The sequence below is a fragment of the [Actinomadura] parvosata subsp. kistnae genome (assembly GCF_900323885.1).
GTDB classification, from domain to species: Bacteria; Actinomycetota; Actinomycetes; order Streptosporangiales; family Streptosporangiaceae; genus Nonomuraea; species Nonomuraea composti.
In genome coordinates this window covers 1023248-1048754 of sequence record NZ_OOHJ01000015.1, presented here as the reverse complement: position 1 = coordinate 1048754, position 25507 = coordinate 1023248, and the positions used below count along the sequence as shown (strand labels likewise).

23 protein-coding genes are annotated in these 25507 nt (G+C 70.9%); 14 read left to right on the top strand and 9 right to left on the bottom strand.

The annotated features are described in order from the left end of the window. Positions 1-4 precede the first annotated feature (4 nt). On the bottom strand, positions 5-1207 hold the full coding sequence (locus KIS93_RS19495; protein WP_080036251.1) for an MFS transporter: 1203 nt from the start codon (positions 1205-1207) through the stop codon (positions 5-7). 92 nt (positions 1208-1299) lie between these two features. Here KIS93_RS19495 and KIS93_RS19490 point away from each other — a divergent pair, with 92 nt between their 5' ends. Continuing rightward, the gene (locus KIS93_RS19490; protein WP_080036252.1) at positions 1300-2496 is read left to right on the top strand and encodes a lytic transglycosylase domain-containing protein; all 1197 of its coding nucleotides are present in this window, start codon (positions 1300-1302) and stop codon (positions 2494-2496) included. On the opposite strand, the gene KIS93_RS19485 is transcribed toward KIS93_RS19490, so the two are convergent. Beyond that, positions 2487-3437, bottom strand: a complete 951-nt coding sequence (locus KIS93_RS19485) for a ferrochelatase (RefSeq protein ID WP_080036253.1) — start codon at positions 3435-3437, stop codon at positions 2487-2489. The genes KIS93_RS19490 and KIS93_RS19485 overlap by 10 nt on opposite strands. Positions 3438-3448: 11 nt before the next feature. Here KIS93_RS19485 and KIS93_RS19480 point away from each other — a divergent pair, with 11 nt between their 5' ends. Next, positions 3449-5470 (top strand): S9 family peptidase, encoded by a 2022-nt coding sequence (locus KIS93_RS19480; RefSeq protein WP_080036254.1) that lies wholly within the window; start codon positions 3449-3451, stop codon positions 5468-5470. Then, positions 5470-6264 carry an inositol monophosphatase family protein gene (locus KIS93_RS19475; RefSeq protein ID WP_080036255.1) on the top strand — a complete coding sequence of 265 codons (795 nt, stop codon included), beginning with the start codon at positions 5470-5472 and terminating at the stop codon, positions 6262-6264. Before KIS93_RS19480 ends, KIS93_RS19475 begins: the two co-directional genes overlap by 1 nt. Positions 6265-6372: 108 nt before the next feature. On the opposite strand, the gene KIS93_RS19470 is transcribed toward KIS93_RS19475, so the two are convergent. Next, complete coding sequence (locus KIS93_RS19470; RefSeq protein WP_165974805.1) at positions 6373-6537, bottom strand: hypothetical protein; 165 nt, start codon at positions 6535-6537, stop codon at positions 6373-6375. 234 nt (positions 6538-6771) lie between these two features. On the opposite strand from KIS93_RS19470, the gene KIS93_RS19465 reads away from it, so the two are divergent. The 4 genes from KIS93_RS19465 (at position 6772) to KIS93_RS19450 (ending at position 10225) form a co-directional block, all read left to right on the top strand. Next, positions 6772-7425 (top strand): response regulator transcription factor, encoded by a 654-nt coding sequence (locus KIS93_RS19465; protein ID WP_080036256.1) that lies wholly within the window; start codon positions 6772-6774, stop codon positions 7423-7425. 38 nt (positions 7426-7463) lie between these two features. Continuing rightward, positions 7464-8729, top strand: coding sequence for a sensor histidine kinase (locus KIS93_RS19460; protein ID WP_080036257.1), 1266 nt, complete (start codon positions 7464-7466; stop codon positions 8727-8729). A gap of 310 nt (positions 8730-9039) precedes the next feature. After that, complete coding sequence (locus KIS93_RS19455; protein ID WP_020542847.1) at positions 9040-9339, top strand: DUF4193 domain-containing protein; 300 nt, start codon at positions 9040-9042, stop codon at positions 9337-9339. A gap of 79 nt (positions 9340-9418) precedes the next feature. Continuing rightward, positions 9419-10225 (top strand): hypothetical protein, encoded by an 807-nt coding sequence (locus KIS93_RS19450; RefSeq protein ID WP_230465925.1) that lies wholly within the window; start codon positions 9419-9421, stop codon positions 10223-10225. Positions 10226-10806: 581 nt separating this feature from the next. Here the strand turns inward: KIS93_RS19450 and KIS93_RS19445 are convergent. The 3 genes from KIS93_RS19445 to paaI are packed head-to-tail and all read right to left on the bottom strand — an operon-like array spanning position 10807 to position 13097. After that, a complete protein-coding gene (locus KIS93_RS19445; protein ID WP_080036258.1) occupies positions 10807-11412 on the bottom strand; it encodes a TetR/AcrR family transcriptional regulator in 606 nt (201 codons plus the stop codon). A 4-nt stretch (positions 11413-11416) separates the two neighbouring features. After that, entirely contained in the window at positions 11417-12712 is a 1296-nt protein-coding gene (gene paaK / locus KIS93_RS19440) for a phenylacetate--CoA ligase PaaK (protein WP_186404322.1), read from the bottom strand. 16 nt (positions 12713-12728) lie between these two features. Further along, the gene (gene paaI, locus KIS93_RS19435) at positions 12729-13097 is read right to left on the bottom strand and encodes a hydroxyphenylacetyl-CoA thioesterase PaaI (protein WP_080036260.1); all 369 of its coding nucleotides are present in this window, start codon (positions 13095-13097) and stop codon (positions 12729-12731) included. A 162-nt stretch (positions 13098-13259) separates the two neighbouring features. Here paaI and KIS93_RS19430 point away from each other — a divergent pair, with 162 nt between their 5' ends. The 4 genes from KIS93_RS19430 to KIS93_RS19420 are packed head-to-tail and all read left to right on the top strand — an operon-like array spanning position 13260 to position 17190. Further along, entirely contained in the window at positions 13260-14207 is a 948-nt protein-coding gene (locus KIS93_RS19430; RefSeq protein ID WP_080036261.1) for an MBL fold metallo-hydrolase, read from the top strand. Continuing rightward, complete coding sequence (locus KIS93_RS69550; RefSeq protein WP_335673899.1) at positions 14204-14935, top strand: FAD-dependent monooxygenase; 732 nt, start codon at positions 14204-14206, stop codon at positions 14933-14935. Before KIS93_RS19430 ends, KIS93_RS69550 begins: the two co-directional genes overlap by 4 nt. Next, a complete protein-coding gene (locus tag KIS93_RS69545; protein WP_335673898.1) occupies positions 14842-15738 on the top strand; it encodes an FAD-dependent monooxygenase in 897 nt (298 codons plus the stop codon). The genes KIS93_RS69550 and KIS93_RS69545 overlap by 94 nt, the downstream gene beginning before the upstream one ends. Positions 15739-15756: 18 nt before the next feature. Further along, the gene (locus KIS93_RS19420) at positions 15757-17190 is read left to right on the top strand and encodes an alpha,alpha-trehalose-phosphate synthase (UDP-forming) (protein ID WP_080036263.1); all 1434 of its coding nucleotides are present in this window, start codon (positions 15757-15759) and stop codon (positions 17188-17190) included. Here KIS93_RS19420 and KIS93_RS19415 read toward each other — a convergent pair. Continuing rightward, the gene (locus tag KIS93_RS19415) at positions 17123-17407 is read right to left on the bottom strand and encodes a DUF4235 domain-containing protein (RefSeq protein ID WP_080036264.1); all 285 of its coding nucleotides are present in this window, start codon (positions 17405-17407) and stop codon (positions 17123-17125) included. The two genes, KIS93_RS19420 and KIS93_RS19415, sit on opposite strands and share 68 nt — an antisense overlap. A 77-nt stretch (positions 17408-17484) precedes the next feature. Here KIS93_RS19415 and valS point away from each other — a divergent pair, with 77 nt between their 5' ends. Further along, a complete protein-coding gene (valS, locus tag KIS93_RS19410; RefSeq protein WP_080036265.1) occupies positions 17485-19998 on the top strand; it encodes a valine--tRNA ligase in 2514 nt (837 codons plus the stop codon). 35 nt (positions 19999-20033) lie between these two features. Here valS and KIS93_RS65410 read toward each other — a convergent pair whose 3' ends face one another. Next, positions 20034-20564, bottom strand: a complete 531-nt coding sequence (locus tag KIS93_RS65410) for an ArsR/SmtB family transcription factor (RefSeq protein ID WP_080036266.1) — start codon at positions 20562-20564, stop codon at positions 20034-20036. 57 nt (positions 20565-20621) lie between these two features. Between KIS93_RS65410 and KIS93_RS19400 the strand changes: the two genes are divergently transcribed. Beyond that, positions 20622-21851, top strand: coding sequence for an MFS transporter (locus tag KIS93_RS19400; protein ID WP_230465926.1), 1230 nt, complete (start codon positions 20622-20624; stop codon positions 21849-21851). Between the two features lie 13 nt (positions 21852-21864). Here KIS93_RS19400 and KIS93_RS19395 read toward each other — a convergent pair whose 3' ends face one another. Further along, positions 21865-24018 (bottom strand): DUF6351 family protein, encoded by a 2154-nt coding sequence (locus tag KIS93_RS19395; RefSeq protein WP_155126294.1) that lies wholly within the window; start codon positions 24016-24018, stop codon positions 21865-21867. A gap of 246 nt (positions 24019-24264) precedes the next feature. On the opposite strand from KIS93_RS19395, the gene KIS93_RS19390 reads away from it, so the two are divergent. Then, positions 24265-25467: an AI-2E family transporter gene (locus KIS93_RS19390; protein ID WP_080036269.1), complete on the top strand. Its 1203-nt coding sequence runs from the start codon at positions 24265-24267 to the stop codon at positions 25465-25467. The last annotated feature ends 40 nt before the right edge of the window (positions 25468-25507 follow it).

Sequence of the window (25507 nt, the reverse complement as noted above, 5' to 3'; positions counted from 1 at the left end):
CGGATCAGGTCTCCGAGGGTGAAGGCGCCGCCGGAAGTCTCAGCAAACCCGAACCTCCGATGCCCACGATCACGGCGAGGGCCGCGGCGGCGATGGAGAACACGTACGCGTCGGAGGCCCCGTACGTCTCGGTGAGCTGCCCGCCCGCCCACGAGCCGAGCGCCACGCCCAGCGTGATCGCGGTCGAGATCCACGCCATGCCCTCGGTGAGCAGCGACTGCGGCACCAGCCGCTCGGTGAGGGAGAAGCAGGTGATGAGCGTCGGCGAGATGGCGAACCCGGCCAGGAACAGCGCCGCCGCCATGATCCCCGGCGCGCTGATGAACAGGATCGGCAGCAGCCCCACCACGAACAGGGCCAGCGCCCGCACGAACCGGGCGCGCAGCGAGATCCGCCAGTTGCGCGAGCCGAACCACAGCCCCGACACCATCGACCCGCCCGCGAACGAGGCCAGCAGGAACCCCGAGGCCCACTTGACCCCCTGCTCCTGCGCGAAGGCCACCGTGATCAGGTCGACCGAGCCGAAGATCGCGCCCAGCGCCAGGGAGACGCCCGCCAGCAGCAGCACGCCGGGGATCAGGATCGGCGTCCCGCCCGACGACCTGACGACCTGCACGGGCGGCTGGGTGCGGCGCTGCGCGGCCAGCGCGAGGGAGCCGCCCAGCATGCAGACCAGCGCCACGATCAGGCCGGCGTACGGGTTCACCGTGGTGGCGAGCACCGTGACCAGCGCGGGCCCCGTGACGAAGACCACCTCGTCGGCCACGGACTCGAAGGCGAAGGCGGTGTGCAGCCGGTCGGTGCCGCCGTAGATCACCGTCCAGCGGGCCCGCACCATCGAGCCGAGCGACAGCGACGTGGCGCCGATGACCAGCCCGGAGGCGTACAGCGTCCACTCGGGCAGCCCCGAGCCCGCGGAGATCATGAGGGCGGCCAGCGCCAGCGCGTTGACGGCGGCGAACGGCGGGATCACCCGGCTCTGCCCGAAGGTGTCGGCCAGCCGGCCCGACAGCGGGGCGGCCGCGGCGAACGCCAGGTTCGAGGCGGCGCCGACGGCCCCGGCCGTGGCGTAGTTGTCGGTCAGCGCGGTGATCAGCAGGATGACGCCGATGCCGAGCATGGACATCGGCATCCGGCCGATGAGCCCCGCCAGCACGAACGCTTTCGTCCCGGGCCTCTCGAACAACCCCCGGTAAGGCCCGACCACGCTGTTTCCCCCTTACTCAAGCAGGCTAACCCTTGCGTACTTGTGTCCCGATGGCAAGTGGATTAGGGCTGGCGTGAGTTAACGTGTCCCGAGTGTCCGGTCTTCCCAGTGTTCGCGCGGTCATGCTCATGGTCATCGCCGTGCTCGTGGTCACCGCCGCGGCCGGCGGCATCGTGGTGATCATGGACGGTGACCTGCTCAGCAGCGCTCAGGAGCCCGTACGCGGCCGGCCCCGCGCCACCCAGCAGGCCACTCCGCGGCAGTCGCCCGCGCCCCGGCTCGACCAGCTCGTCCCCAACGCCGAGCCGGTCAAGGACTTCGGCGCCGGCGGCCCCGGCGTCACCTCCACGCCCGCCCGCGTGCTGGCGATCGCCCCCGGCTCCGTGCCCAAGGAGACCAGGCTCAAGCTGGCCGCGCTCAAGCACGTGCAGAAGGTCACCATCGTCGACGCGGGCGCCGTCAAGGTCTCCGGTACCGGCCTGAACCTGCTGGCCGTCGACCCCTCCGCGTTCCGCTCGTGGACCCCGCAGCCCGTCGCCGACCAGCCCGCCGTGTGGAGCGCGCTGGCCAGGGGCGAGCTGGTCGCCGACACCGGCGCGACCCGCAGGTTCGGCATGATCCTCGGCGCCATGTACCAGGTGGACGGCGGGCCCAGGCTCCGCGTCGCCGCCACCGCCTCGCTCGGGCTGACCGGCGTGGACGGGCTGGTCAGCGCGGAGCTGGGCAGGAAGCTCGGGTTCGCGCAGGGCGTCGCGGTGCTGCTGCACGGCAAGGAGGGCAGGATCGGCGCGTCCGGCGTGCGCAGGCTGCTCGGCAAGGGCGCCCAGGTCGTCGTGCTCGACGCCGCCGCACGTAAGGCCAAACAACAGCAGCCCGCCCAGCAGCAGCCCGAACAGGTCAGCGTCGGCCGGCCCAGCAGCTACCTGGAGCTCTACAAGGCCGCCGCCACCCGCTGCCCCGGCCTGTCATGGACGGTGCTCGCCGCGATCGGCCAGGTCGAGAGCGGGCACGGGCGCAACAACGGCCCGTCGAGCGCCGGCGCGCTCGGGCCCATGCAGTTCATGCCCGCCACCTGGAAGCACTACGGCGTGGACGGCGACGGCGACGGCAAGAAGGACATCTGGAGCCCGTACGACGCCGTGCCCGGCGCGGCGAACTACCTGTGCGCCAACAAGGCCGGGCAGGGCGGCGAGCGGCTGCGCAAGGCGATCTGGTTCTACAACCACTCGTGGGACTACGTGAACAAGGTCATGGGCATCGCCGAGGCGTACGCCAAGACCTACGCCTGAGGCCGCCTGCGCGGCGGCGGGCAGCAGGTGAGCGGGCACGGCACCGGCTCGGGCTCCTCCATCAGCTCCCGCACCATCCGCACGAACCGCGGGTGCGTGCCCGCCGTCGCCGCCCGCTCCATCGGCAGGCCCAGCTCGGCCGCCACCGCCCTGGCCTCGGTGTCGAGATCGTAGACGACCTCCATGTGGTCGGAGACGAACCCGATCGGCACCAGCACCACGGCCGGCGCCTCGATCTTGCGCAGGTGGTCGCAGACGTCCGGCTCCAGCCACGGCACCTGCGGCGGCCCGCTGCGCGACTGCCACACCAGGTCCCACGGCTGCGTCCGGCCCAGCGCCTGGTTGACCAGCTCGGCGCTCCTGCGCAGCTGCGCCTCGTACAGGCCGCCCTCGGGGCCGGCGGTCTCGGCCATCGAGACCGGGATGCTGTGGGCGGTGAAGACGAGCCGGGCGTCGTCGCGGCCGAGCCGCTCCAGCGCCGCCCGCGTGTGGTCGGCCATCGCCGCCACGAAGCCGGGATGCTCGCCGTAGTGGCGCATCTTGACCAGCTCGGGGCCGCCCTCGATCGAGATCCGCGCGATGTCCTCGTAGTACTGGCGGCAGCTCGAATAGCCGGCGAACGCCGACGTGGCGAAGACGGCGGCCTTCCTGACGCCGTCGGCCTTCATCTGGCGCACGGTGTCCTCGCCGAACGGGTGCCAGTTGCGGTTGCCCCAGTAGACCGGCACGTCGAGGACCGGGCGCAGCGCCTCGACCAGGTCGCGGTTCTGCTGGTTGATCGGGCTGACCCCGCCGAAGCTCTGGTAGTGCTCGGCCACCTCGAGCAGGCGCTCGCGCGGCACGCCACGGCCGCGCACGACGTTCTCCAGGAACGGCATCACGTCGTCGGGACCCTCGGGGCCGCCGAACGACAGGACCAGCAAGGCGTCGTAAATACCCACGTGGCAACCCTATGCGGGAGTGTCGGCGGTCCCTCCCGCGAGGTAGGTTCGATCGGGTGAGCGCATTCAACGATATTCGCGACTATGTGGCCATTCCCCGGGTCCTTTCCCTCCGGCTTTCGCCCGATGGGTCCAAGCTGATCTCGACCGTGCAGTCCCTCAACCCCGACGGCAAGTCGTACGGCACCGCGCTCTGGGCCGTTCCGCTGGACGGCGAGCCGTACCGGCTGACGCGCTCGGCCAAGGGCGAGTCCGCCGCGGTCTTCACCGCCTCGGGCGACGTGCTGTTCACCTCCGCCCGCCCCGACCCGACCGTCAAGGACGCCGGCGAGGAGGTGCCCGCGCTGTGGCTGCTGCCCCGCGCCGGCGGCGAGGCCCGCCAGGTGGCCACCAGGCCCGGCGGCATCGGCGGCGTCCGCACGGCCGGCGACGTGGTCGTGTTCGTCTCCGACGTGCTCGACGGCGAGGAGTCGGCCGAGGAGGAGAAGCGCAAGGCCCGCAAGGAGGCCGGCATCAGCGCGATCCTGCACGAGGGTTACCCCGTCCGCTACTGGGACCACGACCTCGGCCCCGGCCGGCCCCGCCTGTTCGCGGCCAGGCTCGGCGCCGACCGCCTGGAGGACGTGCGCGACCTGACCCCCGACGCCGGCGACGCGCTGCGCGAGGGCGGCTTCGAGCTGACCCCCGACGGCGCCACCGTGATCACCACCTGGCGCGTCTACCTGCCCAAGGGCGAGTGGCGCACCGAGCTGGTCGCCATCGACGTGGCCACCGGCGAGCGGCGCGTCCTGCTGTCGGACGACGCCCACGACTTCACCGGGCCGCTGGCGATCTCGCCCGACGGCACCAAGCTCGCCTGCGCCCGCGACCGCATCACCGGCCTCGACGTCTCCGCCCGCAGCGAGCTGTGGATCGCCGACCTCGCCACCGGCGAGGGCCGCGCGTACCTGCCCGACCTGTTCCCCTCGGACGTCGACTGGGCGCCCGACTCCTCCGCCGTCTACGTCGCCGCCGACTTCCAGGGCCGCCGCCCGGTCTTCCGCGTCCCGCTCGACGGGGAGCCCGCCAGGCTCACCCAGGACGACGCCTCCTACCTCGGCCTCAACCCGTCGCCCGACGGCCGGTGGGTCTACGCCCTGCGCAGCGCCGTCAACCTCGCGCCCGCCCCCGCCAGGATCGACGCCGCCACCGGCGAGATCGCCGACCTGCCCTCGCCCGCGCCGCGCCCCGAGGTGCCCGGCACGCTCACCGAGGTCACCGCCACCGCCGACGACGGCACCCCCATCCGCGGCTGGCTGGCCCTGCCCGAAGGCGCCTCCGCCGCCAACCCCGCGCCGTTCGTGCTGTTCATCCACGGCGGCCCGCTCGGCTCCTGGAACGACTGGCAGTGGCGCTGGCAGTCGTGGATCCTCGCCCAGCACGGGTACGCCGTGCTCATGCCCGACCCGTGCATGTCCACCGGCTACGGCCAGGAGATGATCGACCGCGGCTGGGGCAACTGGGGCCCGCGCACCCAGGCCGACCTCGACGCCATCGTCGACGCCGCCCTGGCCAGGGACGACATCGACAGCGAGCGCGTCGCCGCGATGGGCGGCTCCTTCGGCGGCTACATGGCCAACTGGCTGGCCGGCCACACCGACCGCTACAAGGCCATCGTCACCCACGCCTCGCTGTGGAACCTCGACCAGTTCTCCGGCACCACCGACGCCGCCATGTACTGGCAGCGCGAGTTCGGCCTGCCCGGCGGCGAGCGCTACTCGCTGCTGTCGCCGCACAACGCCCTCGACCGGATCACCACCCCCATGCTCGTCATCCACGGCGACAAGGACTACCGGGTGCCGATCGGCGAGGCCCTGCGGCTGTGGTGGGACCTGCGCCGCACCGAGGTGGACGCGAAGTTCCTCTACTTCCCCGACGAGAACCACTGGATTCTCAAGCCCGGCAACATCATCGCCTGGTACGAGACCGTCCTCGCCTTCCTCGGCCAGCACGTGCTCGGCCAGGAGTGGAAGCGCCCGGACTCGGTGGCCTGATGACCGAGCTCGAATTCCTCAGGCTCGCCGAGGAGATCGCCCGCGAGGCCGGCGACATGCTGCTGGCCAAGCGGCCCACGATGTCCGGCGAGATCGAGACCAAGTCCAGCCCCACCGACGTCGTCACCGCCCTCGACAAGGCGTCCGAAGAGCTGATCCGCGAGCGCATCCTCGCCGCCAGGCCCGCCGACCGCATCCTCGGCGAGGAGGGCGGCGAGGAGCCCGGCGAGTCCGACGTGCGCTGGATCGTCGACCCGATCGACGGCACCGTCAACTTCCTGTACGGGCTGCCCGACTGGGCCGTCTCCATCGCCGTCGAGGTACGCGGCGAGATCGTGGCCGGCGTCGTCAACGTGGCGCCGCGCGGCGAGGTCTTCACCGCGGCCCGCGGCCACGGCGCCTGGCTCGGCCCCCAGCGGCTGCGCTGCAACACCGGGGTCCCGCTCTCCCAGGCGCTCGTCTCCACCGGCTTCGGCTACGACAAGAACCGGCGCGCCGTCCAGGGCGAGGTGGTGGCCCAGGTGCTGCCCCGCGTCCGCGACATCAGGCGCGGCGGCTCCTGCGCCGTGGACCTGTGCTCGCTGGCGGCCGGGCGGGTGGACGCGTACTACGAGCGCGGCATCAACCACTGGGACTTCGCCGCGGCCGGCCTCGTCGCCACCGAGTCGGGCGCCCGGCTCGCCGGCCTCAACGGGCGTCCGGTCAGCCCGGACTACGCGTTGTGCGCGGCTCCGGGCCTGTTCGAGGAACTGCACGACCTGCTGGTCCCGCTGAACCCCGAACGCGACGCCTGACCTGGCCGACCGGCTGGTGGGGCGGGCGGCGCGCCCGTCTGCCCTCTTGAAGGCACGTGTGCAAACGGCCGGAGCCCGGAACCAGGGCTCCGGCCGTTTCGCTACGGGCTAGCGGGGCAACGGGATGCCGTGATCGTCGGCCAGCCGGCGCAGGTCCTCGATCTCGGCGGTGAGGGTGTCGGCGAGGTAGTCGTCGCCGACGCTACGGGCCTCCCGAAGGCCCTTGTAAGCCTGGTCGAGGCGGTGTTCGATCGTGGTCGTGAACTCGCCCATCTCACCTACTCTCTGGGGGTTCGTACGCGTGCAGGGGGCGAAGTGCCCCATTGCCGGATGAAGACCGGGCAAGGGGTGTCCCGCAGGCATACCCCGGCTTGTCGCCCCCCGAAACATGAATTTCCCGCCGCTCTCCCTTACGCGAGGGTCACCGACCCCTGAACATGCCTTACCGTGCGCTTATCGACCCTGTGGGCAGAATGAGTGCCCAGAATCGGAGAGAGGTGTACCGGCGTGCGGGTGCTGGTTGTAGAGGATGAGCGGGTGCTCGCTGACGCGATCGCGACCGGGCTGCGGCGCGAGGCCATGGCCGTGGACGTCGCCTACGACGGCGGGGGAGCCCTGGAGCGGACCTCCTACATCGACTACGACGTGATCGTCCTTGACCGCGACCTGCCCGTGGTGCACGGCGACGAGGTGTGCCGGCGGCTGGTCGAGCAGCGCACGGCCTCCCGGATCCTCATGCTGACCGCTTCGGGCGACGTGGACGACAAGGTCGAGGGGCTCGGTCTGGGGGCCGACGACTACCTGGCCAAGCCGTTCGTGTTCATCGAGCTGGTCGCCCGGGTCCGCGCCCTCGGCCGCCGCTCCGCGCCCGCCCTGCCGCCCGTCCTGGAGCGGGCCGGGATCAAGCTCGACCCCGGCAAGCGGCTGGTGGAGCGCGACGGCAGGGAGGTCGTGCTGACCAAGAAGGAGTTCGCGGTCCTGGAGGAGCTGATGCGGGCCGAAGGCGCCGTCGTCAGCCAGGAGGACCTGCTGGACAAGGCGTGGGACGAGAACATCGATCCCTTCACGAACGTGGTCCGGGTGACCATGATGACGTTGCGGAAGAAGCTGGGTGAGCCTCAGGTGATCGAGACTGTGCCCGGGGTTGGGTACAAGTTGTGACGGACAGGCCAGAGCACGAGGCGGGGCCGACGCATCCCATGATCAGCCCGCACTCCGCCAGGAGGGCGACGCGGGTGCAGGAGGCCCCGCCCCCCAGCGGACCGCCCGCGTGGGACGGCCCACCCCCGCCTGCGCAGCCCGCCGTTCCACGCTCCACCATGGAGCGTGTGAAGGACCTCCCGGGCAAGGTGAGCATCCGGTGGCGGCTGACGCTCACGTACAGCGCGCTCGTGTTCGCGGCGGCGGCCGTGCTGCTGTTCTCGGTCTACGCCATCGTCGGCACCGCGATCAGCAGTGCCTGGCCCGAGATCGACCTTGGGCTGACTCCCCTCGAGGACGTGCAGCTGCAGACCCGCTGGCGTCAGTTCCAGCAATTGGCGATCGCCAACGCCCGCGACGCGCTGCTCAGCAGCTCCCTCATGGCTCTGATCGGCGTGGGCATCCTGGCTCTGATCATCGGCTACTTCGTCGCGGACCGGGCGCTGCGGCCCGTGGCGCAGATGACCGTCACGGCGAAGAAGCTGTCCGAGAGCACGCTGGCGCACCAGCGCATCGGCCTGGAGGGCCCCAACGACGAGCTGAAGGAGCTGGCCGACACCTTCGACGCCATGCTCACCCGCCTCAACGTCGCCTTCGACACCCAGCGCAGGTTCGTGGCCAACGCCTCCCACGAGCTGCGCACCCCCCTCACCATCAACCGGACGGTCCTGGAGATCGCCCTGTCGGACCCGGAGGCGTCGCAGGACCTGAAGGCGCTCGGCCGTACCCTCCTCGAGGTCAACGCGCGCAACGAGAAACTCATCGAGGGCCTGCTGCTGCTCGCCAGGAGCGAACGCGAGCTCGCCGTACGCAAGCCCGTGGACGTCATGGACGTCGCCCGGACGGCCGTGGAACAGGTCACGCCGTTCGCGGAAGAGCATGGCGTGACGGTCTCCACCGAACTGGTCAGCGCGCCTACCATAGGCGACCCCGTGCTGCTCGAACGGTCCGTCAGCAACCTGCTGGAGAACGCCGTCAAGTACAACATTCCCGAAAACGGAAAAGTCTGGATCCGTACGGGAATGGCGGACGGGGCCTTGGTTGTTCAGGTGGCCAACACAGGACAGCATGTACCGGCGTACGAGGTGAACAGCCTGTTCGAGCCGTTCAGGAGGCTCCACGCGGACCGCGTGGATTCCGCCAAGGGATCGGGTCTCGGGCTGTCCATCGTCCGTGCGGTGGTGCAGGCACACGGGGGCAATGTCGCCGCTGTGCCACGCGATGGTGGAGGGCTGGTCGTGACCATTCGGCTCCCGAGGCGATGAGCGTACGTGTCACCGTGGCGCGTTCGTGCGCGTGTTGAGTCACGGGGGGCGTCTCATCCACGCCGCACATGTGGTTGGATGTGCCGTCGAACACGGTGGTGCATGACGCCAAGGCTGTGGGTTTCGCCATATTTGGCTAACCATTGCCGTTGGCAGCAGGCCCTGACGTGTTGGGAGGTTCGTTGTCCGTTTCCGCGGGGTACCGATGGGAAATCTCCCCGACGGAACGGGCACAAGATGGGCTTCCCGGACGTTAGAAGACGCGCGATGAGCGCGAAGACATATAGATGAGGGGGATGGAGTAAGCACAATGGCTACCGACTACGACAGCCCGCGCAAGACAGACGACGACCTGGGGGAGGACAGCCTCCAGGAGCTTCAGGCGCGGCGCACCGACAAGTCGTCTGGCAGCATCGACATCGACGAGACCGACCTGGCCGAGTCTCTCGAGCTGCCCGGTGCGGACCTGTCGAACGAAGAGCTCTCCCTGCGGGTGATCCCCCGACAGGCCGACGAGTTCACCTGCTCGCGCTGCTTCCTGGTGCACCACCGCAGCCAGCTGGCCTCCGAGAAGAACGGCCAGCAGGTCTGCCGGGAGTGCGCCGCCTAATTCCTGGAGCGAAAAAGCTCAGGGGCGCGCGACTGACAGACCCTGGAGCGATCGCGACCAAGAGACACGGAGGCACCGCGTGGCCGTACCAGAGAAAGACAAGCAACCAGGCAGTGAGATCGCCGACCCCGAACGTGAGGTCGGCGAGCTCGTTGGCAGACTCACCGCACCCGGTGAGCTCGAGCCGGCCGAGCGGCGCAGGCTGCTCGGCCGACTAGCCCAGGCGCTGTCCGCCGGGGCGAAAAAGGCACGGGCGACCGGCGCGGGCCGGGGCCGCTGGCTGGCCGACGTCTTCCTCAACATCGCGCCGCGCATCCCGATCCGGGATCTGCACACCCTCGCCGAACATCATCATGGGCTCACCGGCGAAGAGCTCGCCGACGACCTGGTGCGCACCGCGCAAAAGGCCACGATGACGGTCGGCGCCATCGGCGGAGCACTGGCAGCGGCCGAGTTCGCCGCGCCACCCCTCCTGCTCTCCGCCCCCGCCCAGCTCGTCGCCGAAACCATCGTCGTCGCCGCCATCGAGGTCAAACTCCTGGCCGAGCTGCACGAGGTCTACGGCGTACACGTCCAAGGCAGCGGCACCCAACGCGCCATCGCCTTCACCGCCGCCTGGGCCAAACAACGCGGCATCGACCCCCTCGCACCCGCGTCCGTCTCCCTCGCACTCGGCGCCGCCACCAAGACGGCCCTCCGCAACCGCCTCATGCGCACCCTCGGCCGCCACCTCACCACCTTCGGCCCGTTCCTCACGGGGGCTGTCGCCGGGGGCGCGCTCAACCGGATGGCCACCAAGAAACTGGGCGAAGCCATCCGCAACGACCTACGCGTGAAGCGCCCCTCACTGCCGCCGGACCCGGGACGATCTGAACTCAACCCCTAGGCCTCCGCCCTCCGCCCGCCCGCTCGCCGCCGCACTCCGGCTGAGGTCTCTTTGGGAGGCGGGATGGAGGCGCCCACTGCGGCCATACGCCCGGCCCGCACCGGCCGCGCCCGCCGCACCGCCCACCAGCCGCGCGCTGCCCGCTCGCCGCGCTGCCCGCTCGCCGCGCTGCCCGCCGCGCCGTGCTGGCCGCGCGCGCCGCGTCGGCCGCGCCCGCGCCGCCCGCGCTCAGGGGGTGCCCGCTGCGGCCATGCGCCCGCGTCGCGTTGGCTGTGCTGCCCGCTGGCCCGTCGCTGTGTCACTCAGGTCGCCCCGCCCGCGCGCTTGCCGCCGCACTTCGGCTGAGGTCCTTTGGGAGGGCGGGAAGGGGGCGCCCGTCGCGGCCATACGCCCGCCCCGCACCGGGGCGCGCCCGCGCCGCTCGCCATTTCGCCGGTGACTGCTCGATGGGTCGCCTGCTGCTTGCCGCCTGGGACGTTGGCCGTTTCGGTCCGCTGCGTGCGTGTTGCGCCCGTCCACGAAGTGCGCGGTCGTCCTCGGGTCGTCGCCTGTGGGCAGGGGCGCGGGCCCTCGCAGCGGGGTCAAGGGGTGGGGGTGCGGAGGCCGTCCAAGGTGATGGTGAGGAGGGTGTTGGCGAGGTCGTCGGCGGTGGCGCCGCGCGACGGGTGGTACCACTCGGTGATCGAGTTGACGGCGCCGAACAGGAGGCGGGTGACCAGGGCGGGGTCGACGTCGGCGCGGATGCTGCCCTCCGCGGCCGCTTGTTTGACGAGGTGGGCGATGAAGCGGTCGAACTCGCGGCGCCGTTCGAGTGCCGCCTGTTCGGTGGCGCTGTTGCCGCGTACGCGCAGCAGCAGCGTCACGTACGGCAGGCGGTCGACGAGGATGCGGACGCTCTGCCGGACGACGAATTCGAGGCGGTCGATGGCGGGCCCTGCGGCGGCGCGCGGGTCGGTGACCATGGCGAAGAGGCCGTCGAGGGCCCGGTCGAGGGCGCGGGCGAGGAGTTGTTCCTTGCCGGGCACGTGGTAGTAGATGGCCGACTTGGTGACTCCGAGCGCTCTGGCGAGGTCTTCCATGCTGGTGCCGTCGTAGCCGCGCTCGTTGAACACGCTCACCGCGATGGACAGCACCGACTCGGGGTCGTGGCCGCGCCGGCGCGGGCGAGCGGGGTTCTGGGTGGCCATGCCGTCAAGTATTCCGCTTGTCGACGACTCGTTTGAGCTTGCCGACGGAGCGTTCGAGGGTCTCGGGGTCGACGACTTCGACGGTGACGGTGACGCCGACGGTGTCCTTGACGGCTTTGCGGAGGAGTTCGGCCGCTTCGGTACGCCCGGTGGCGCCGGGGCGGGCCTCGACCTTGACGGTCATGACGTCGAGCCGGTCGGGGCGGGTGAGGTGGAGCTGGAAGTGCGGTGACAGGGCTTCGATGCCGAGGACGATCTCCTCGATCTGGGTGGGGAACACGTTCACGCCGCGCAGGATGATCATGTCGTCGGTGCGTCCGGTGACCTTCTGCATGCGGCGGAAGACGGGGCGGGCGGTGCCGGGCAGGAGCCGGGTGAGGTCGCGGGTGCGGTAGCGGATGATCGGCATGGCCTCTTTGGTGAGGCTGGTGAAGACGAGCTCGCCTTCTTCGGCGGGTTCGCCGGTGAAGGGGTCGACGGTCTCGGGGTAGAAGTGGTCCTCCCAGATGTGCAGGCCGTCCTTGGTCTCGACGCATTCGTTGGCCACGCCGGGCCCCATCACTTCGGACAGGCCGTAGATGTCGACGGCGTGCAGGTCGAAGCGGTCCTCGATCTCGGTGCGCATCCGCTCGGTCCAGGGTTCGGCGCCGAAGATGCCGACGCGCAGGGACGACTCGCGCGGGTCGAGCCCCTGGGCGGTGAACTCGTCGAGCAGGGCCAGCATGTACGACGGCGTGACCATGATGATGTCGGGCCGGAAGTCGTGGATGAGCCGCACCTGCCGGGGCGTCATGCCGCCGGAGACGGGCACGACGGTGCAGCCGAGCCGTTCGGCCCCGTAGTGGGCGCCGAGCCCGCCGGTGAACAGGCCGTAGCCGTAGGCGACGTGCACGATGTCGCCGGGCCGGCCGCCGGAGGCGCGGATGGAGCGGGCGACGACCTCGGCCCACACGTCGATGTCGTTCTTGGTGTAGCCGACGACGGTGGGCTGCCCGGTGGTGCCGCTGGAGGCGTGGACGCGGACGACCTGCTCGCGCGGCACGGCGAACATGCCGAACGGGTAGGACTCGCGCAGGTCCTGCTTCGTGGTGAAGGGGAACTTGGCGAGGTCGCCGAGCTCCTTGCAGTCGCTGGGGTGCACGCCGGCCCGGTCGAACTTGTCGCGGTAGAGCGGCACGTTCTCGTAGGCACGGCGCAGGGTCCGCTGGAGGCGTTCGAGCTGGAGCGCCATGAGCTCGTCGCGTGAGACGCGCTCGATGGGGTCGAGCTCGTGGCTCGCGGGGGGATCGCCTAGCTTCATCTGAACTCCCGGCGTCTCATCTCATCTCCCGGCTCCGGCCGCGGAACTCCGCGACCACCTGACCGTCGGGCCGCCGCACGGTGACGTCGTAGATGCCGCTGCGGCCGTAGCGGGTGCGTTCGGCCGCCTCGGCCACCAGCTCGTCGCCGGCGCGGGCGGGGGAGACGAACGTGATGTCGGCTCCGGCCGCCACCGTGACGGGGCCGTAGGTGTTGCACGCGCCCGCGAACGCCGTGTCGGCCAGCAGGAACACGTATCCGCCGTGGCAGAGGCCGTGCCCGTTGATCATCTGGTCGGTCACGGTCATGCGGCACACCGCCCGGCCCTCTGCCAGCTCGGTCAGCTCGATGCCGAGGGCGGCGGAGGCGGTGTCGGCGGCCATCATGCGGCGCGCGCTCTCCAATGCGGATCTCCCTTGTCAACTGACCGAATGTTCGGTAAACACATCACCGTCTCGACTTCCCTGTCAAGAGAGCGAACCACAGGTTCGAGCCGCACCTCGGGGTATGCCTCTGTCCGAGCCGGCGCCTGAGCGGGAGGAGGAGCGATGGTCAAGCCGTTCGCCTCGTCGGCGGATCTCGGCGAGAAGAAGCAGTCGCTGGAGGTGCTCGCGGAGGGTGTGTACGCGCTCACCGCCGAGGGGGACCCGAACGTCGGCGCGATCGAGGGCGACGACTTCCTCGTCTGCTTCGAGGCGCTGGCGACCCCGGTGGCCGCCCGCGAGTGGCTGGCCAGGCTGCGCGAGCACACCGACAAGCCGATCCGGTACCTGGTGCTGTCGCACTACCACGCGGTCCGGGTCCTGGGCGCCTCGGCGTTCGGCGCGGACGTGATCGTCACGCACGAGAAGACCCGCGAGCTGATCGCCGAGCGCGGCGAGCAGGACTGGGCCAGCGAGTACGCCCGCATGCCCCGCCTGTTCAAGGACCCCGGCTCGATCCCCGGCCTGACCTGGCCGACGGCCACGTTCAGCGACCGCTTCACGATCGACCTCGGCGGCGGGCGCGGCGACCTGGTGCTGCAGTACTGCGGGCGCGGCCACACCGAGGGCGACCTGGTGGCGTGGCTGCCTGAGCGGCGCATCCTGTTCGCGGGCGACCTCGTCGAGTCGCAGGCCGCCCTCTACACCGGTGACGCCTTCCACCGCGACTGGTCGTCGGCGACGCTCGACCGGGTGGCCGCGTTCGGGGCGGAGACGCTGGTCGGCGGCCGGGGCGCGGTGGCCAGGGGCGAGGAGGGCGTCGCGGCGGCCATCGGGCAGACCCGCGACTTCCTGACCGTGATGTTGCGTGAGGTGGGCGCGGCGGGGTCGCTGAAGGAGGCGTTCGAGCGTACGCACCGGGCCCTGGAGCCGCGGTACGGCCGCTGGCCGATCTTCGAGCACTGCCTGCCGTTCAACGTCTCCAGGCTGTGGGACGAGCTGCACGGCGTGGAGCGGCCGCGCATCTGGACGGCCGAGCGCGACCGCCAGGTGTGGGACGAGTTGCAGGCATGAGCGAGCCGCAGGTCATCGTGGTCGGGGCCGGGCCGGTCGGGCAGAGCGCGGCGCTGCTGCTGGCCCGGTGGGGCGTGCAGGTGCTGGTGCTGGACCGGCGGCCGGGGCGGGGGAGCGGCGGGTCGCGGTCGATCTGCCAGCAGCGCGACGTGCTCGACATCTGGGCCGCCGCCGGCGCGGGCAAGGTGGCGGAGGAGGGGCTGGCCTGGACGACGGCCCGCACCTACCACCGCGACCGCGAGCTGTTCTCCTGGACGTTCGAGCGCGAGGGGCCGCTGCCGCCGTGCGTGAACATCTCCCAGGCCCGCACCGAGCAGATCCTCGACGAGGTCATCGCGGCGCAGCCGCTCGTCGAGGTGCGCTGGGGCCACGAGGTCACGGGGCTGGACCAGGACGACTCCGGGGTGACGGTGCACTGCGGGCAGCGGCTGCTGCGGGCGCCGTACGTGCTGGTCTGCGCGGGGGCCAGGGCGCAGGCGGTACGGGCGTCGCTGGGCGTCTCGTTCACCGGGCACTCGTTCGAGGACCAGTTCCTCATCTGCGACATCAAGGCGGACCTGCCCGGCTGGGAGAACGAGCGGCGCTTCTACTTCGACCCGGTCTGGAACCCGGGGCGCCAGGTGCTCATCCATCCGTGCCCGGGGGCACGTACCGGATCGACTGGCAGATCGCGCCGGACTTCATCCCCACGGAAGCTGATATTTCCCGAAAAATCCGGCAAATCATAGGTGAACGGCCGTACGAGCTGCTCTGGCACAGCACCTACCGCTTCCACTCCCGCATCGCCTCCCGCATGCGGGTCGGCCGCGTCCTCCTGGCGGGCGACTGCGCCCATCTGGTGGCCCCGTTCGGGGCGCGCGGGCTCAACTCGGGCGTGCCGGACGCCGAGAACGCCGCCTGGAAGCTCGCCTTCGCGCTGAACGGGTGGGCGGGGCCGGGGCTGCTGGAGTCGTACCACACGGAGCGGCACGCGGCGGCGCTGGAGAACCTGGAGGTCACCGCCGCCACCATGCGCTTCCTCGTCCCCACGACGGTGGAGGAGCGCATGCGCAGGCGCGCGGCGCTGGAGGGCGGGCGGATCGAGGAGGTCGACTCGGGGCGGTTCGCCGAGCCGTTCTGGTACGTGGACTCGCCGCTGACCACGCCCGAGCCGACCCGGCCGTTCCTGGGCCGGCCGCCGAAGGGTGCCGTGTGCCCGCCCGCGCCCGGCGTGATCCTGCCCGATCTGCCGCTGCCGGGAGGCAGGTTGCGGGAGTACACCAGAGAGGGATTCCTCGTCCTACTGGGCGATATGTGCGATTCGAGTTTGTTTGTGCAGGTCCTGGGCAAGGTCATACCGGCGCCGCTCGCCGTACGCGGGCTCGCGGAAATGGATGGGACCGGCACGCTCGCTGAGAGGCTCGGCGCCGGGCCGGACGAGGCATGGCTCATCAGGCCCGACTCCCACATCGCCGCGATCATCCCCCATGCGGGGCCTGAGTCGGTGGTGGCCGCCGTTAGCCGCGCTCTCGGCGGCTTTCCTGACACATGACCCCATAGGAGGACTGCGTTGACTGGCCGTAGCTCGTTTCTGATCGTCGCGAACCGGTTGCCGGTCGATCGCACGATCGAGCCCGACGGAACGGCTTCGTGGCGCAGGAGTCCTGGCGGCCTCGTCACCGCGATCGCGCCGGTGATGCAGCGCCGTCATGGAGCCTGGGCCGGCTGGCACGGGGCGCCCGACGAGAAGCTGGAGCCCTTCGAGCAGGACGGGATGAGCCTCATCCCGATCCCGTTGTCCGCCCGTGAGGTCGAGCTCTACTACGAGGGCTTCTCGAACGCGACCCTGTGGCCGCTCTACCACGACGTGGTCGCGACCCCGGTGTTCGACAGGGAGATGTGGGAGACCTACCGCAGCGTCAACCAGCGCTTCGCCGAGGCCGCTGCCGAGGCGGCCGAGGAGGGCGCGGTGGTGTGGGTGCAGGACTACCAGCTCCAGCTCGTGCCCGCGATGCTCCGCAAGCTCCGGCCCGACCTGCGGATCGGCTTCTTCCTGCACATCCCGTTCCCGCCCACCGAGCTGTTCTGGCGGCTGCCGTGGCGCAAGGAGCTCGTCGAAGGGCTGCTCGGGGCCGACCTCGTCGGCTTCCAGCTGCCCGGCGGCGCCTCGAACTTCCGCAGGCTGTGCCGGCGGCTGCTCGGGCTGCCGTACAAGGGGAACGAGATCTTCCTCGACGACCGGATCGTCACCACGCAGGCGTTCCCGATCTCCGTGGACTTCGCGCACCTCGACTCGCTCGTGCGCGAGCCGCGCATCGTGGACCGCGCCAAGGAGATCAGGGTCGAGCTCGGCGACCCCGAGCACGTGCTGCTCGGCGTGGACCGGCTCGACTACACCAAGGGCATCGGGCAGCGGCTGGAAGGGTTCGGCGAGCTGCTCAAGGACGGGCACCTGCGGCCGGGCGAGGCCGTGTTCGTGCAGATCGCCACGCCCAGTAGGGAGCGGGTGGACGAGTACCGGAGGCTGCGCGACGACATCGAGCTGCAGGTCGGGCGGATCAACGGTGAGCACGCCCAGCTCGGCTACCAGCCGGTGTGGTACTTCCACCAGTCGTACGACCACGACGAGCTGGCCGCGCTCTACCTCGCCGCCGACGTCATGGTCGTCACGCCCTTGCGCGACGGGATGAATCTGGTGGCCAAGGAGTACATCTCCTGTCACCACGACCTGCACGGCGCGCTCGTGCTCAGCGAGTTCGCCGGCGCCGCCGACGAGCTGCGGCAGGCGTACCTGGTCAACCCGTACGACGTGGAGGACGTCAAGCGCCAGATGCTGGCGGCGATGCGGGCCACGCCGCACGAGCTGGCCCGGCGGATGCGCACGATGCGCCGCCGGGTCGCCACCTACGACGTGGACCGCTGGGCGAGCGAGTTCCTCACTGCCCTGGAGTCACCTGCTTCAGAGCCTTCCATGCGTCGTAGCGCTTCTTGGCGGTCCGGTTGACCACGATCTGCGCCACCGACATGCCGACCCCCATGACGACGGCGTAACCGATCGCCTCGCCCATGCTGACCTCGGGCGACTCGGTGTCGATGGGCGGCTCCTTGCCGGTCGCCTTCTTCCAGGCGAACCCGAGGATCTTCCTGGCCGCCCACGCCGTGACCAGCCCCACGAGGCCGCCCACGACACGCCAGGCGATATCGGGCTTGTCCTCCGCCATGTCGATCTCCCTTCCCCTTTGTAACGAACACTAGTCTCTAACGCCTGCGGGCCTGCGAAGCCGTACCATAAGGAGGCATGACTCAACAGCGACTACGCCGTCCATCCATGCCCCAAAAGCCGACCCTTGACGGCTTGGAGCAGGTATGGGTAGCTCGCTGGGAGGAAGAGGGCACCTACCGCTTCGACCGGTCGGCGCCGCGCGAGCGTGTCTACTCCATCGACACGCCCCCGCCGACCGTGTCCGGTTCGCTGCACGTCGGTCATGCCTTCTCCTACACGCACACCGACATCATGGCCCGCTACCAGCGCATGCTCGGCAAGTCGGTGTTCTACCCGATCGGCTGGGACGACAACGGCCTGCCGACCGAGCGCCGTGTCCAGAACGTCTACGGCGTGCGCTGCGACCCGTCGCTGCCCTACGACCCCGACTTCGTGCCCCCGGACAAGCCGGGCAAGCGGGAGATCTCCATCTCCCGGCGCAACTTCGTGGAGCTGTGCCACAAGCTCACCGCCATCGACGAGCAGGCGTACGAGGAGATGTGGCGGCGCATCGGCCTGTCGGTCGACTGGTCGCTGCTCTACACCACCATCAGCGACGAGGCACAGGCCGTGGCGCAGCGCGCGTTCCTGCGCAACCTGCTGCGCGGCGAGGCCTACCTCGCCGAGGCCCCGACGCTGTGGGACGTCTCCTTCCGCACCGCCGTGGCCCAGGCCGAGCTCGAAGACCGGGAGTGGCCCGGCGCCTTCCACAAGATCTCCTTCTACGGCGAGAAGGGGCCGGTCTGGATCGAGACCACCAGGCCCGAGCTCATCCCCGCCTGCGTGGCGCTGGTCGCCCACCCCGACGACGAGCGCTACAAGGAGCTGTTCGGCACCTCGGTGCTCACGCCGCTGTTCGGCGTCGAGGTGCCGGTGCTGGCGCACCGCCTGGCCGAGCCCGACAAGGGCACCGGCATCGCGATGATCTGCACGTTCGGCGACCTCACCGACGTCACCTGGTGGCGGGAGCTGCACCTGCCCACCCGGCCCGTGATCGGCTGGGACGGGCGGCTGCTGCCCGAGCCGCCGGAGGGCGTCGACGCCGAGCCGTACAAAGAGCTGGCCGGCAAGACCGTGCACAGCGCCCGCGAGCGCATCGTGGAGCTGCTGCGCGAGTCCGGCGACCTCGACGGCGAGCCCCGGCCCGTGCAGCGCACGGTGAAGTTCTACGAGAAGGGCGACAAGCCCCTCGAGATCGTCACCACCCGCCAGTGGTACATCCGCAACGGCGGGCGCGACGAGGAGCTGCGCGAGCGGCTGCTGGCGCGCGGGCGCGAGCTGACCTGGCACCCGCCGCACATGCGGGTGCGCTACGACAACTGGGTCGAGGGGCTCACCGGCGACTGGCTGATCTCCCGGCAGCGCTTCTTCGGCGTGCCGTTCCCCGTGTGGTACCCGATCGACGAGTCCGGACAGCCCGTCCACGACGCGCCGATCCTGCCCACCGAGGAGATGCTGCCGGTCGACCCGTCCTCCGACGTGCCGCCCGGCTACACCGAGGAGCAGCGCGGCGTGCCCGGCGGGTTCATGGCCGACCCCGACGTCATGGACACCTGGGCCACCTCGTCGCTCAGCCCGCAGATCGCCGGCCGGTGGGGCACCGACGACGAGCTGTTCCGGCACGTCTACCCGATGAGCCTGCGGGCGCAGAGCCACGAGATCATCCGCACCTGGCTGTTCTCGACCGTGGTCAGGTCGCACGCCGAGTTCGGCACGCTGCCGTGGAGCGACGTGGCGATCTCGGGGTGGATCCTCGACCCCGACCGCAAGAAGATGTCCAAGTCGAAGGGCAACGTCGTCACCCCGATCGACCTGCTGGAGCAGCACGGCTCCGACGCGGTGCGCTACTGGGCGGCCAACGGCCGCTACGGCGTCGACACCGCCTTCGACGCCGGGCAGCTCAAGGTCGGGCGGCGGCTGGCCATCAAGATCCTGAACGCCTCCAAGTTCGTCCTGGGGCTGGCCGCGGAAGAGTCCGCCGCCGAGGTGACCGAGCCGCTCGACCTGGCCATGCTGGCGGCGCTGTCCGACGCCGTGCGCGAGGCCACCGACGCGTTCGAGTCCTACGACCACACCCGCGCCCTGGAGGCCGTGGAGCGCTTCTTCTGGGCGTTCTGCGACGACTACGTGGAGCTGGTCAAGGCCAGGGCCTACGAGTCCGGCGCCGCCTCCGCCTCGGCGCACGCGGCGCTGCGGCAGGCGCTCGACGTGCTGCTGCGGCTGTTCGCGCCGTTCCTGCCGTTCGTGACCGAGGAGGTGTGGTCGTGGTGGCGCGACGGCTCCGTGCACCGCACCTCCTGGCCGTCGGTGGAGCGGGGCGCGGGCGACCCGGCCGTGCTCGCCGTGGCCTCCGAGGTGCTCGGGCAGGTGCGCAAGGCCAAGTCCGAGGCCAAGCTGTCGATGCGGGCCGAGGTGTCGCGGCTGACCGTGTGGACGCCCGACGTGGAGCTGCTGCGGGCGGCTCAGGACGATCTGTGCGCGGCGGGCAACGTCGAGGAGTTCGTGCTCGACCACGGTGACACGCTCAAGGTCGACGTCCATCTGGGCTGAGCGCGTTCTGAGTGCCGGGCCTGCGGGCCCGGCACTCACGTGTCCCTGCTGATGTCTCTGCTGACGTCTCTGTGCAGGGCGAAGAACAGCGAGTACGCCTTCCCGTCCGGCGGCGGCTGCCGCACGCGGAACTCCTCGAACACCTCCTGCAGCCGTTCGAGCAGCTCGGCGCGGCCTTCGGGGGTGAGCCTGAGCCCGAGCCTGGTGAAGCTGACCTCCTCCAGGTCCACGAGCCGCACCTCCTCCAGGAAGGCGTCGAGCATGGCGGCCCGCCCGCCGGGCACGCCGCTCTCCCGCACGTCCATGTCCCACGACTTGCCGGTGGCCCGGTAGGGGATCTCGGTGGACCCGCGCGGGCCCGGCCGGCTCGGCTCGGCCACCAGGAACTCGGTCTCGACCAGCTTGCGTACGTGGTGCAGGATCGTGGCGGGGTTGGCGCCGAGGCGGTCGGCGATCTCCTTGTTGGTCAGCGCCTGGTCGAGACAGAGACGCAGGATGCGCAGCCGCACGGCGGAGGCCAGCGCGCGAGCCTCGGCCTCCGTGGCGGGGCGGCGTTTGGTGCCCATGGCAGGTCAGCCTATAACCGGTTGAAATTTCCCAATCGGTGCGGGATGCTGCCGGTCGTGGGCCTCTTACGCGAGCACGACTTCCGCGGCCTCTTCCTGGCCGACAGCGCCAGCCAGGTGGGCACCCAGCTCCTGTTCCTGGCCCTGCCCCTGGTCGCGGTCACCGCCCTGCACGCCTCGCCGTTCGAGCTGGGGCTGCTCACAGCGTGCGAGACACTCGCGTTCGTGGTCATCGGGCTGCCCGCCGGCGCGATCGTCGACCGGCGGCGCAAGCGGTCCGTGATGGTGGTCAGCGACTGGGCGCGGGCGCTCGCGCTGGCCTCCGTGCCGCTGGCCTGGTGGGCCGGCGTGCTGACGATCTACCAGCTCTACGCCGTGGCGCTGGTGCTCGGCGTGTTCACCGTGTTCTTCGACGCCGCGTACCAGAGCTACCTGCCGCACCTCGTCGGACGCGAGCGGCTGGTCGAGGGCAACTCCACGCTGGAGGTCGTGCGGACGGTGGCGCAGCTCGGCGGGCCCAGCGTCGGCGGCTACCTGATCCAGTTCCTCACCGCACCGTTCGCGCTGGTCGTCACCGTGTTCGGGTACGCCTGGTCGGCGCTGTGCCTGGGCACCATCCGCAAGCGCGAGACCCGCCAGGAGCGGCCGCGCACCCACCTGGGCAAGGAGATCGCGGAGGGCGTCCGGTTCGTGTTCGGGCACCGGCTGCTGCGCCGCATCGCCGGCTGCACCGGCACCGCGAACCTGTTCGGCGCGATCGTCCACCCGATGATCCTGCTGCTGCTGGCCAGGGAGCTGGCCGTGAGCGCGGGCACCATCGGCCTGCTCATGTCCGCGGCCGGGCTCGGCGGCTTCGCCGGCGCGCTGCTCAACGCGCGCGTGGCGCGGTGGCTGGGGCAGGGGCCGACGATGTGGCTGGCCATCGTGGTCCCCGCCCCCCTGACGTTCCTGCTGCCGTGGGTGGCGGCCGACTGGCGGCTCGGGCTGGTCGTCGTCTACGAGTTCTGCAACGGGGCGGGGGTCGTCATCTACAACGTCACCCAGCTCAGCTTCCGCCAGGCCGCCACGCCCGAGGCGCTGCTCGGCCGGATGAACGCCACCATGCGCTTCCTCGTATGGGGGACGATGCCGCTGGGCGGGCTGCTCGGGGGCGTGCTGGGCGAGATGATCGGCGTCAGGGCCACGCTGGTGGTCGGTGCCGTGGGGGCCTGCGTGGCGTTCCTGTGGGTGTTCACCTCGCCCATGCGGACGATGCGGGAGCTGCCGCTCGTCGAGGAGCGTCAGTAACTCCTGTGTCGCGTCAGTAATCGCACACTCCGGTGGGGAAGATCTGCTTCAGCCTGGCCCGCTCGTCCGGGGTCGGGCGCCACGTGCCGTACAGGCCCTTGGCGAGGGCCCGCTCGACCGGCTGGAGGCGGCACTTGTAGACGCCGCCCTCGATGGGGCCGCCCGCCACCGTGCGGGAGGTTCCGTAGAGGGGGAAGCGCTGAGTGCACGGGCCGGGGGTGCGGCGGTCGAGGATGCCGTCCCAGACGTGCGGGCCGGCCGCGATCTCGGTGCCGTCGGTGGCGAAGCAGCGGTCCACGGCTTGGGGCGGCTTGTTGCCGACCACGCCGCGCGCCGGATATTTCCGGATATTGGCCATCCACTCGTCGATCACCCGCAGCGCCTCCGGCGTCTGGTCGAACGCCGGCCCGTCAGGACGCGCGTCGGTGAACCAGATGACCTGGTTGCCCGCCCGGCCGTCATGGTCCAGCATGCGCTTCCTGGAGGCGAACGACTGGTGCGCGTTGTGCATGTCGAGCCGCTCCTCCAGGTAGTGCCGCCAGTCGATGACCGGGATGTCGATGTCGCCGCCGAACACCAGGCCGCTGCGCCGCACGTTCCTGATCGCCTCAGGGCCGCCCGCGCGCCTCGGGGCCGGATCGCCGCTCAGGCTCGCGTTGCGGGCGCTCCACGGGTCGAAGTCGGCCGGGCAGGCGGACGGCACGAACGGGCAGCCCTCCCGCACCATGTCGGCCGCCTCCTTCCACGAGCCCACCCGGGCGTTGAGGTCGAGGAACTCCTCCGGCGTGATCGTCCCGTCCGCCAGCGCCCTGAGCCCGTACTGGACGCCCACGTTGTCCCACGTCGAACGGGCGTAGCCGCGCTCGTCCACCCCGTAGACGTTGCGCACGTCGTCCCAGTGCGTCCACTGGACGGTGTCCTTGACGCCCGGCGGGTCCATGCGCTCCCACTCCGGGTCGTTGTCGCTCGTCCACAGCGGGTTCATGGTCAGCGGGGTCAGGCCGCGCCAGCCGTTCACGCACTCGTCCGAGCCCGGCCGGCCGGTGTACGGGTTCGCGACCGTGTCGCTGGCGTTCATGCCGATCAGGGCCGTGCGGTCGTCCCAGCGCGCCCAGCGCGGGTTGTGGTCCATGTAGCGTTCGAGCAGCTCGCAGTCGCCCACGTGGATCGTCTGGGTCACCATGTCCGGGTACGAGTACTGCGGGATCGCGGCGTCGATCACCCGGTCGCCGTGGTTCTGACCGTAGATGTACTGCTGGATCGCGCCGCCCGAGCCGCCCACGCCCACCGTGTACAGCGGCAGGCCGTGCTGCTCCACGAAACGCTCCTTGACCATCAGCGCCGTCTCGCCGCCCAGGATCAGGTTGTAGTGCACCGAGGTGCGGGTGCCCGAGGAGTGCAGGATCGCGTAGCCCTTGCCCAGCCCGTACGGGTCGAGGGCGCTGCTCCCCAAGGTGCCCTGGTCGTGGCCGATGCCCACGCCGCCGTCGAAACGGTAGATCGCCCTGCCGTTCCAGCCGTCCTCCAGCAGGGCGATCGAGTACAGGAACCGGTTGATGACGCCGCGCTCCCTGCGCACCACGAAGTCGACCGTACGGCCGTCCAGCGTCGTCGTCGTGGCCAGGTCGGCGGGGCGGCCCTGCGCGGGCATCGGCTTGTACGCGCCGTCCGTGGAGCGGTAGAGGCGGTCCGTCACCGTCGGGGCGAAGCAGTCCCTGCTCCAGCCGCCCACGACGCGCATGCCCTGCCCGTCCTGGTTGTCCACGACCGGCGGGCCCAGGCCGGAGCGCTCGGTCTTGCACAGGAACGGGTACTGGTGCGGGCCCGAGAAGACCGGGCCCTCGATGGGGTGGTTCCGCAGTTCCAGCGTTGTGCGGTGCCGGCGGGCCGTGGCGGTGATCGTGTTCTCGCCGACCGCCAGGCCGGTCACCAGGCCGGTCAGGCCGTTCCCGGTCCGCTTGAAGGCCGCCGTCACGTCCTCGCCGCCGCGCAGCACCCTGACCCGGGCGCCGTCCCCTCCACGGACCCTGATCAGGGCGTCACCGCCGGTCACCTGGTCGGGGCGGCTGGACAGGACCTCCAGCGTCAGGGGGGCGCGGGAGGCGTACGCGGGGGCGGGGGCGGCGACGAGCGACGCCAGCACGGTGAGGACCACCACAGCCTTCATGACCATGACGGTGACACGCACCCCTCGCCTTGCCCAGGCCCGATCTCCGAGGTGTTCGCCCGGCTTTGGCTCGCCCGCCGTTGGCTCGCCCGGCGTTGGCTCGTCCGGGCTTGGCTCGTCCGGGCTTGGCGTTGGCTTGGCTTGGCGCGGTGGCGCGGCCCGGGCGTTCTGCTGCTTCGTTACGCTCTGAGCTGCCGGCCCGATATCCGCGCGCATCCGGAGCCCGGACGTGCCAGTCTTGAACACGTGCTTTCCGACCGCCCAACCAAGCTCGTGCCGCCCGTGCTGGCCAGAATGGCCGCGTGGAGTGGGTGCCTGATCCTCGTCGGCGTGGTCGTCTACTTCATCGTCCAGGCGATCGCCCGCCTGGCGTTCGTGGCGTTGCCCGTGGCGATCGCGCTCCTGTTGACCGCGCTGCTGTTCCCGCTGACCAACGCCCTGCGGGGCGCCGGCATGCGGCCCATCTACGCCACCTGGATCACCATGCTGGTGGCCCTGGCCGTGCTCGGCGGCACCGGGTGGCTGGTCGGGGCGCGCGCCGGCGAAGAGTTCCCCAACCTCGTCGAGCAGGTCCAGGAGACCGCCCGGTCCGTGCAGGAGTGGCTGATCCAGGGCCCGCTGCACCTGGAGCAGACCCAGATCACCGGCTACGTCGACGAGATCGCCGCCATGCTCAACGCGCAGCGCACCGCCATCACCGGCACCGTGCTGTCCGCCGGGGCGGTGGCCGTCGAGGTGCTCGCGTCCATCGTGCTGCTCCTGTTCGTGACGTTCTTTCTGCTCAAAGACGGCGACCGCATCTGGGGCTGGTTCCTCAAGGCGTTCGGCGGGGTGGCGCCGCGCGTCGACCGGGCCGGCCGGGCCGCGTGGGCCACGCTCTCCCACTACGTGCAGGGCACCGTCGCGGTGGCCGCCGTGCACGGCCTCATCATGGGCATCGTGCTGGCCGGCATGGGCGTGCCGCTGTGGGCGCCGCTGGCCGTGCTCATCTTCTTCGCCAGCTTCATCCCGATCGTCGGCATCTTCTTCGCCGGCACCATCGCCACCCTCGTCACGCTGGGCGCCAAGGGCCTCGTCTACGCCCTGATCTTCCTCGGCATCCTCATCGTGGAGCAGCAGCTCGAAAACCACGTGCTGCAGCCGCTGATCGTGGGCCGGGCGCTCAACTTCCATCCGCTGGCCATCATCCTCGTGCTGTCGGTGGGCGGCATCCTGGCGGGCATCGCGGGCGCCGCCGTGGCCGTACCGGTGGCGGCGGTCATCTACCGGGCCCTCCCGGAGCTACGCCACCAACCACCGGCCCTCCCCCCAGGCCACGACCCCACCGCCGAAGCCCCACCACCACCCTCGCCCTCACCCGAGCCCTCCGACCGCGACGAGCCCCCCGCTCGGGACGACCATCCGTCCGACCGCGACGACCCGTCCGGTCGGGTGCCCGAGCGCGGCTGATCGGGAACGAGCCGCCCGAGCGAGGCGATCGGGGCGAAGC

Excerpts from the sequence above, each read along its gene's own strand:
- KIS93_RS19480 (WP_080036254.1), top strand. The coding sequence starts at position 3,449 with ATGCGGGAGTGTCGGCGGTCCCTCCCGCGAGGTAGGTTCGATCGGGTG.
- KIS93_RS19475 (WP_080036255.1), top strand. The coding sequence starts at position 5,470 with ATGACCGAGCTCGAATTCCTCAGGCTCGCCGAGGAGATCGCCCGCGAG.
- KIS93_RS19470 (WP_165974805.1), bottom strand. The coding sequence starts at position 6,537 with ATGGGCGAGTTCACGACCACGATCGAACACCGCCTCGACCAGGCTTAC.
- KIS93_RS19460 (WP_080036257.1), top strand. The coding sequence starts at position 7,464 with ATGATCAGCCCGCACTCCGCCAGGAGGGCGACGCGGGTGCAGGAGGCC.
- KIS93_RS19455 (WP_020542847.1), top strand. The coding sequence starts at position 9,040 with ATGGCTACCGACTACGACAGCCCGCGCAAGACAGACGACGACCTGGGG.
- KIS93_RS19445 (WP_080036258.1), bottom strand. The coding sequence starts at position 11,412 with ATGGCCACCCAGAACCCCGCTCGCCCGCGCCGGCGCGGCCACGACCCC.
- paaK (WP_186404322.1), bottom strand. The coding sequence starts at position 12,712 with ATGAAGCTAGGCGATCCCCCCGCGAGCCACGAGCTCGACCCCATCGAG.
- paaI (WP_080036260.1), bottom strand. The coding sequence starts at position 13,097 with ATGATGGCCGCCGACACCGCCTCCGCCGCCCTCGGCATCGAGCTGACC.
- KIS93_RS19430 (WP_080036261.1), top strand. The coding sequence starts at position 13,260 with ATGGTCAAGCCGTTCGCCTCGTCGGCGGATCTCGGCGAGAAGAAGCAG.
- KIS93_RS69550 (WP_335673899.1), top strand. The coding sequence starts at position 14,204 with ATGAGCGAGCCGCAGGTCATCGTGGTCGGGGCCGGGCCGGTCGGGCAG.
- KIS93_RS19415 (WP_080036264.1), bottom strand. The coding sequence starts at position 17,407 with ATGGCGGAGGACAAGCCCGATATCGCCTGGCGTGTCGTGGGCGGCCTC.
- valS (WP_080036265.1), top strand. The coding sequence starts at position 17,485 with ATGACTCAACAGCGACTACGCCGTCCATCCATGCCCCAAAAGCCGACC.
- KIS93_RS65410 (WP_080036266.1), bottom strand. The coding sequence starts at position 20,564 with ATGGGCACCAAACGCCGCCCCGCCACGGAGGCCGAGGCTCGCGCGCTG.
- KIS93_RS19395 (WP_155126294.1), bottom strand. The coding sequence starts at position 24,018 with ATGAAGGCTGTGGTGGTCCTCACCGTGCTGGCGTCGCTCGTCGCCGCC.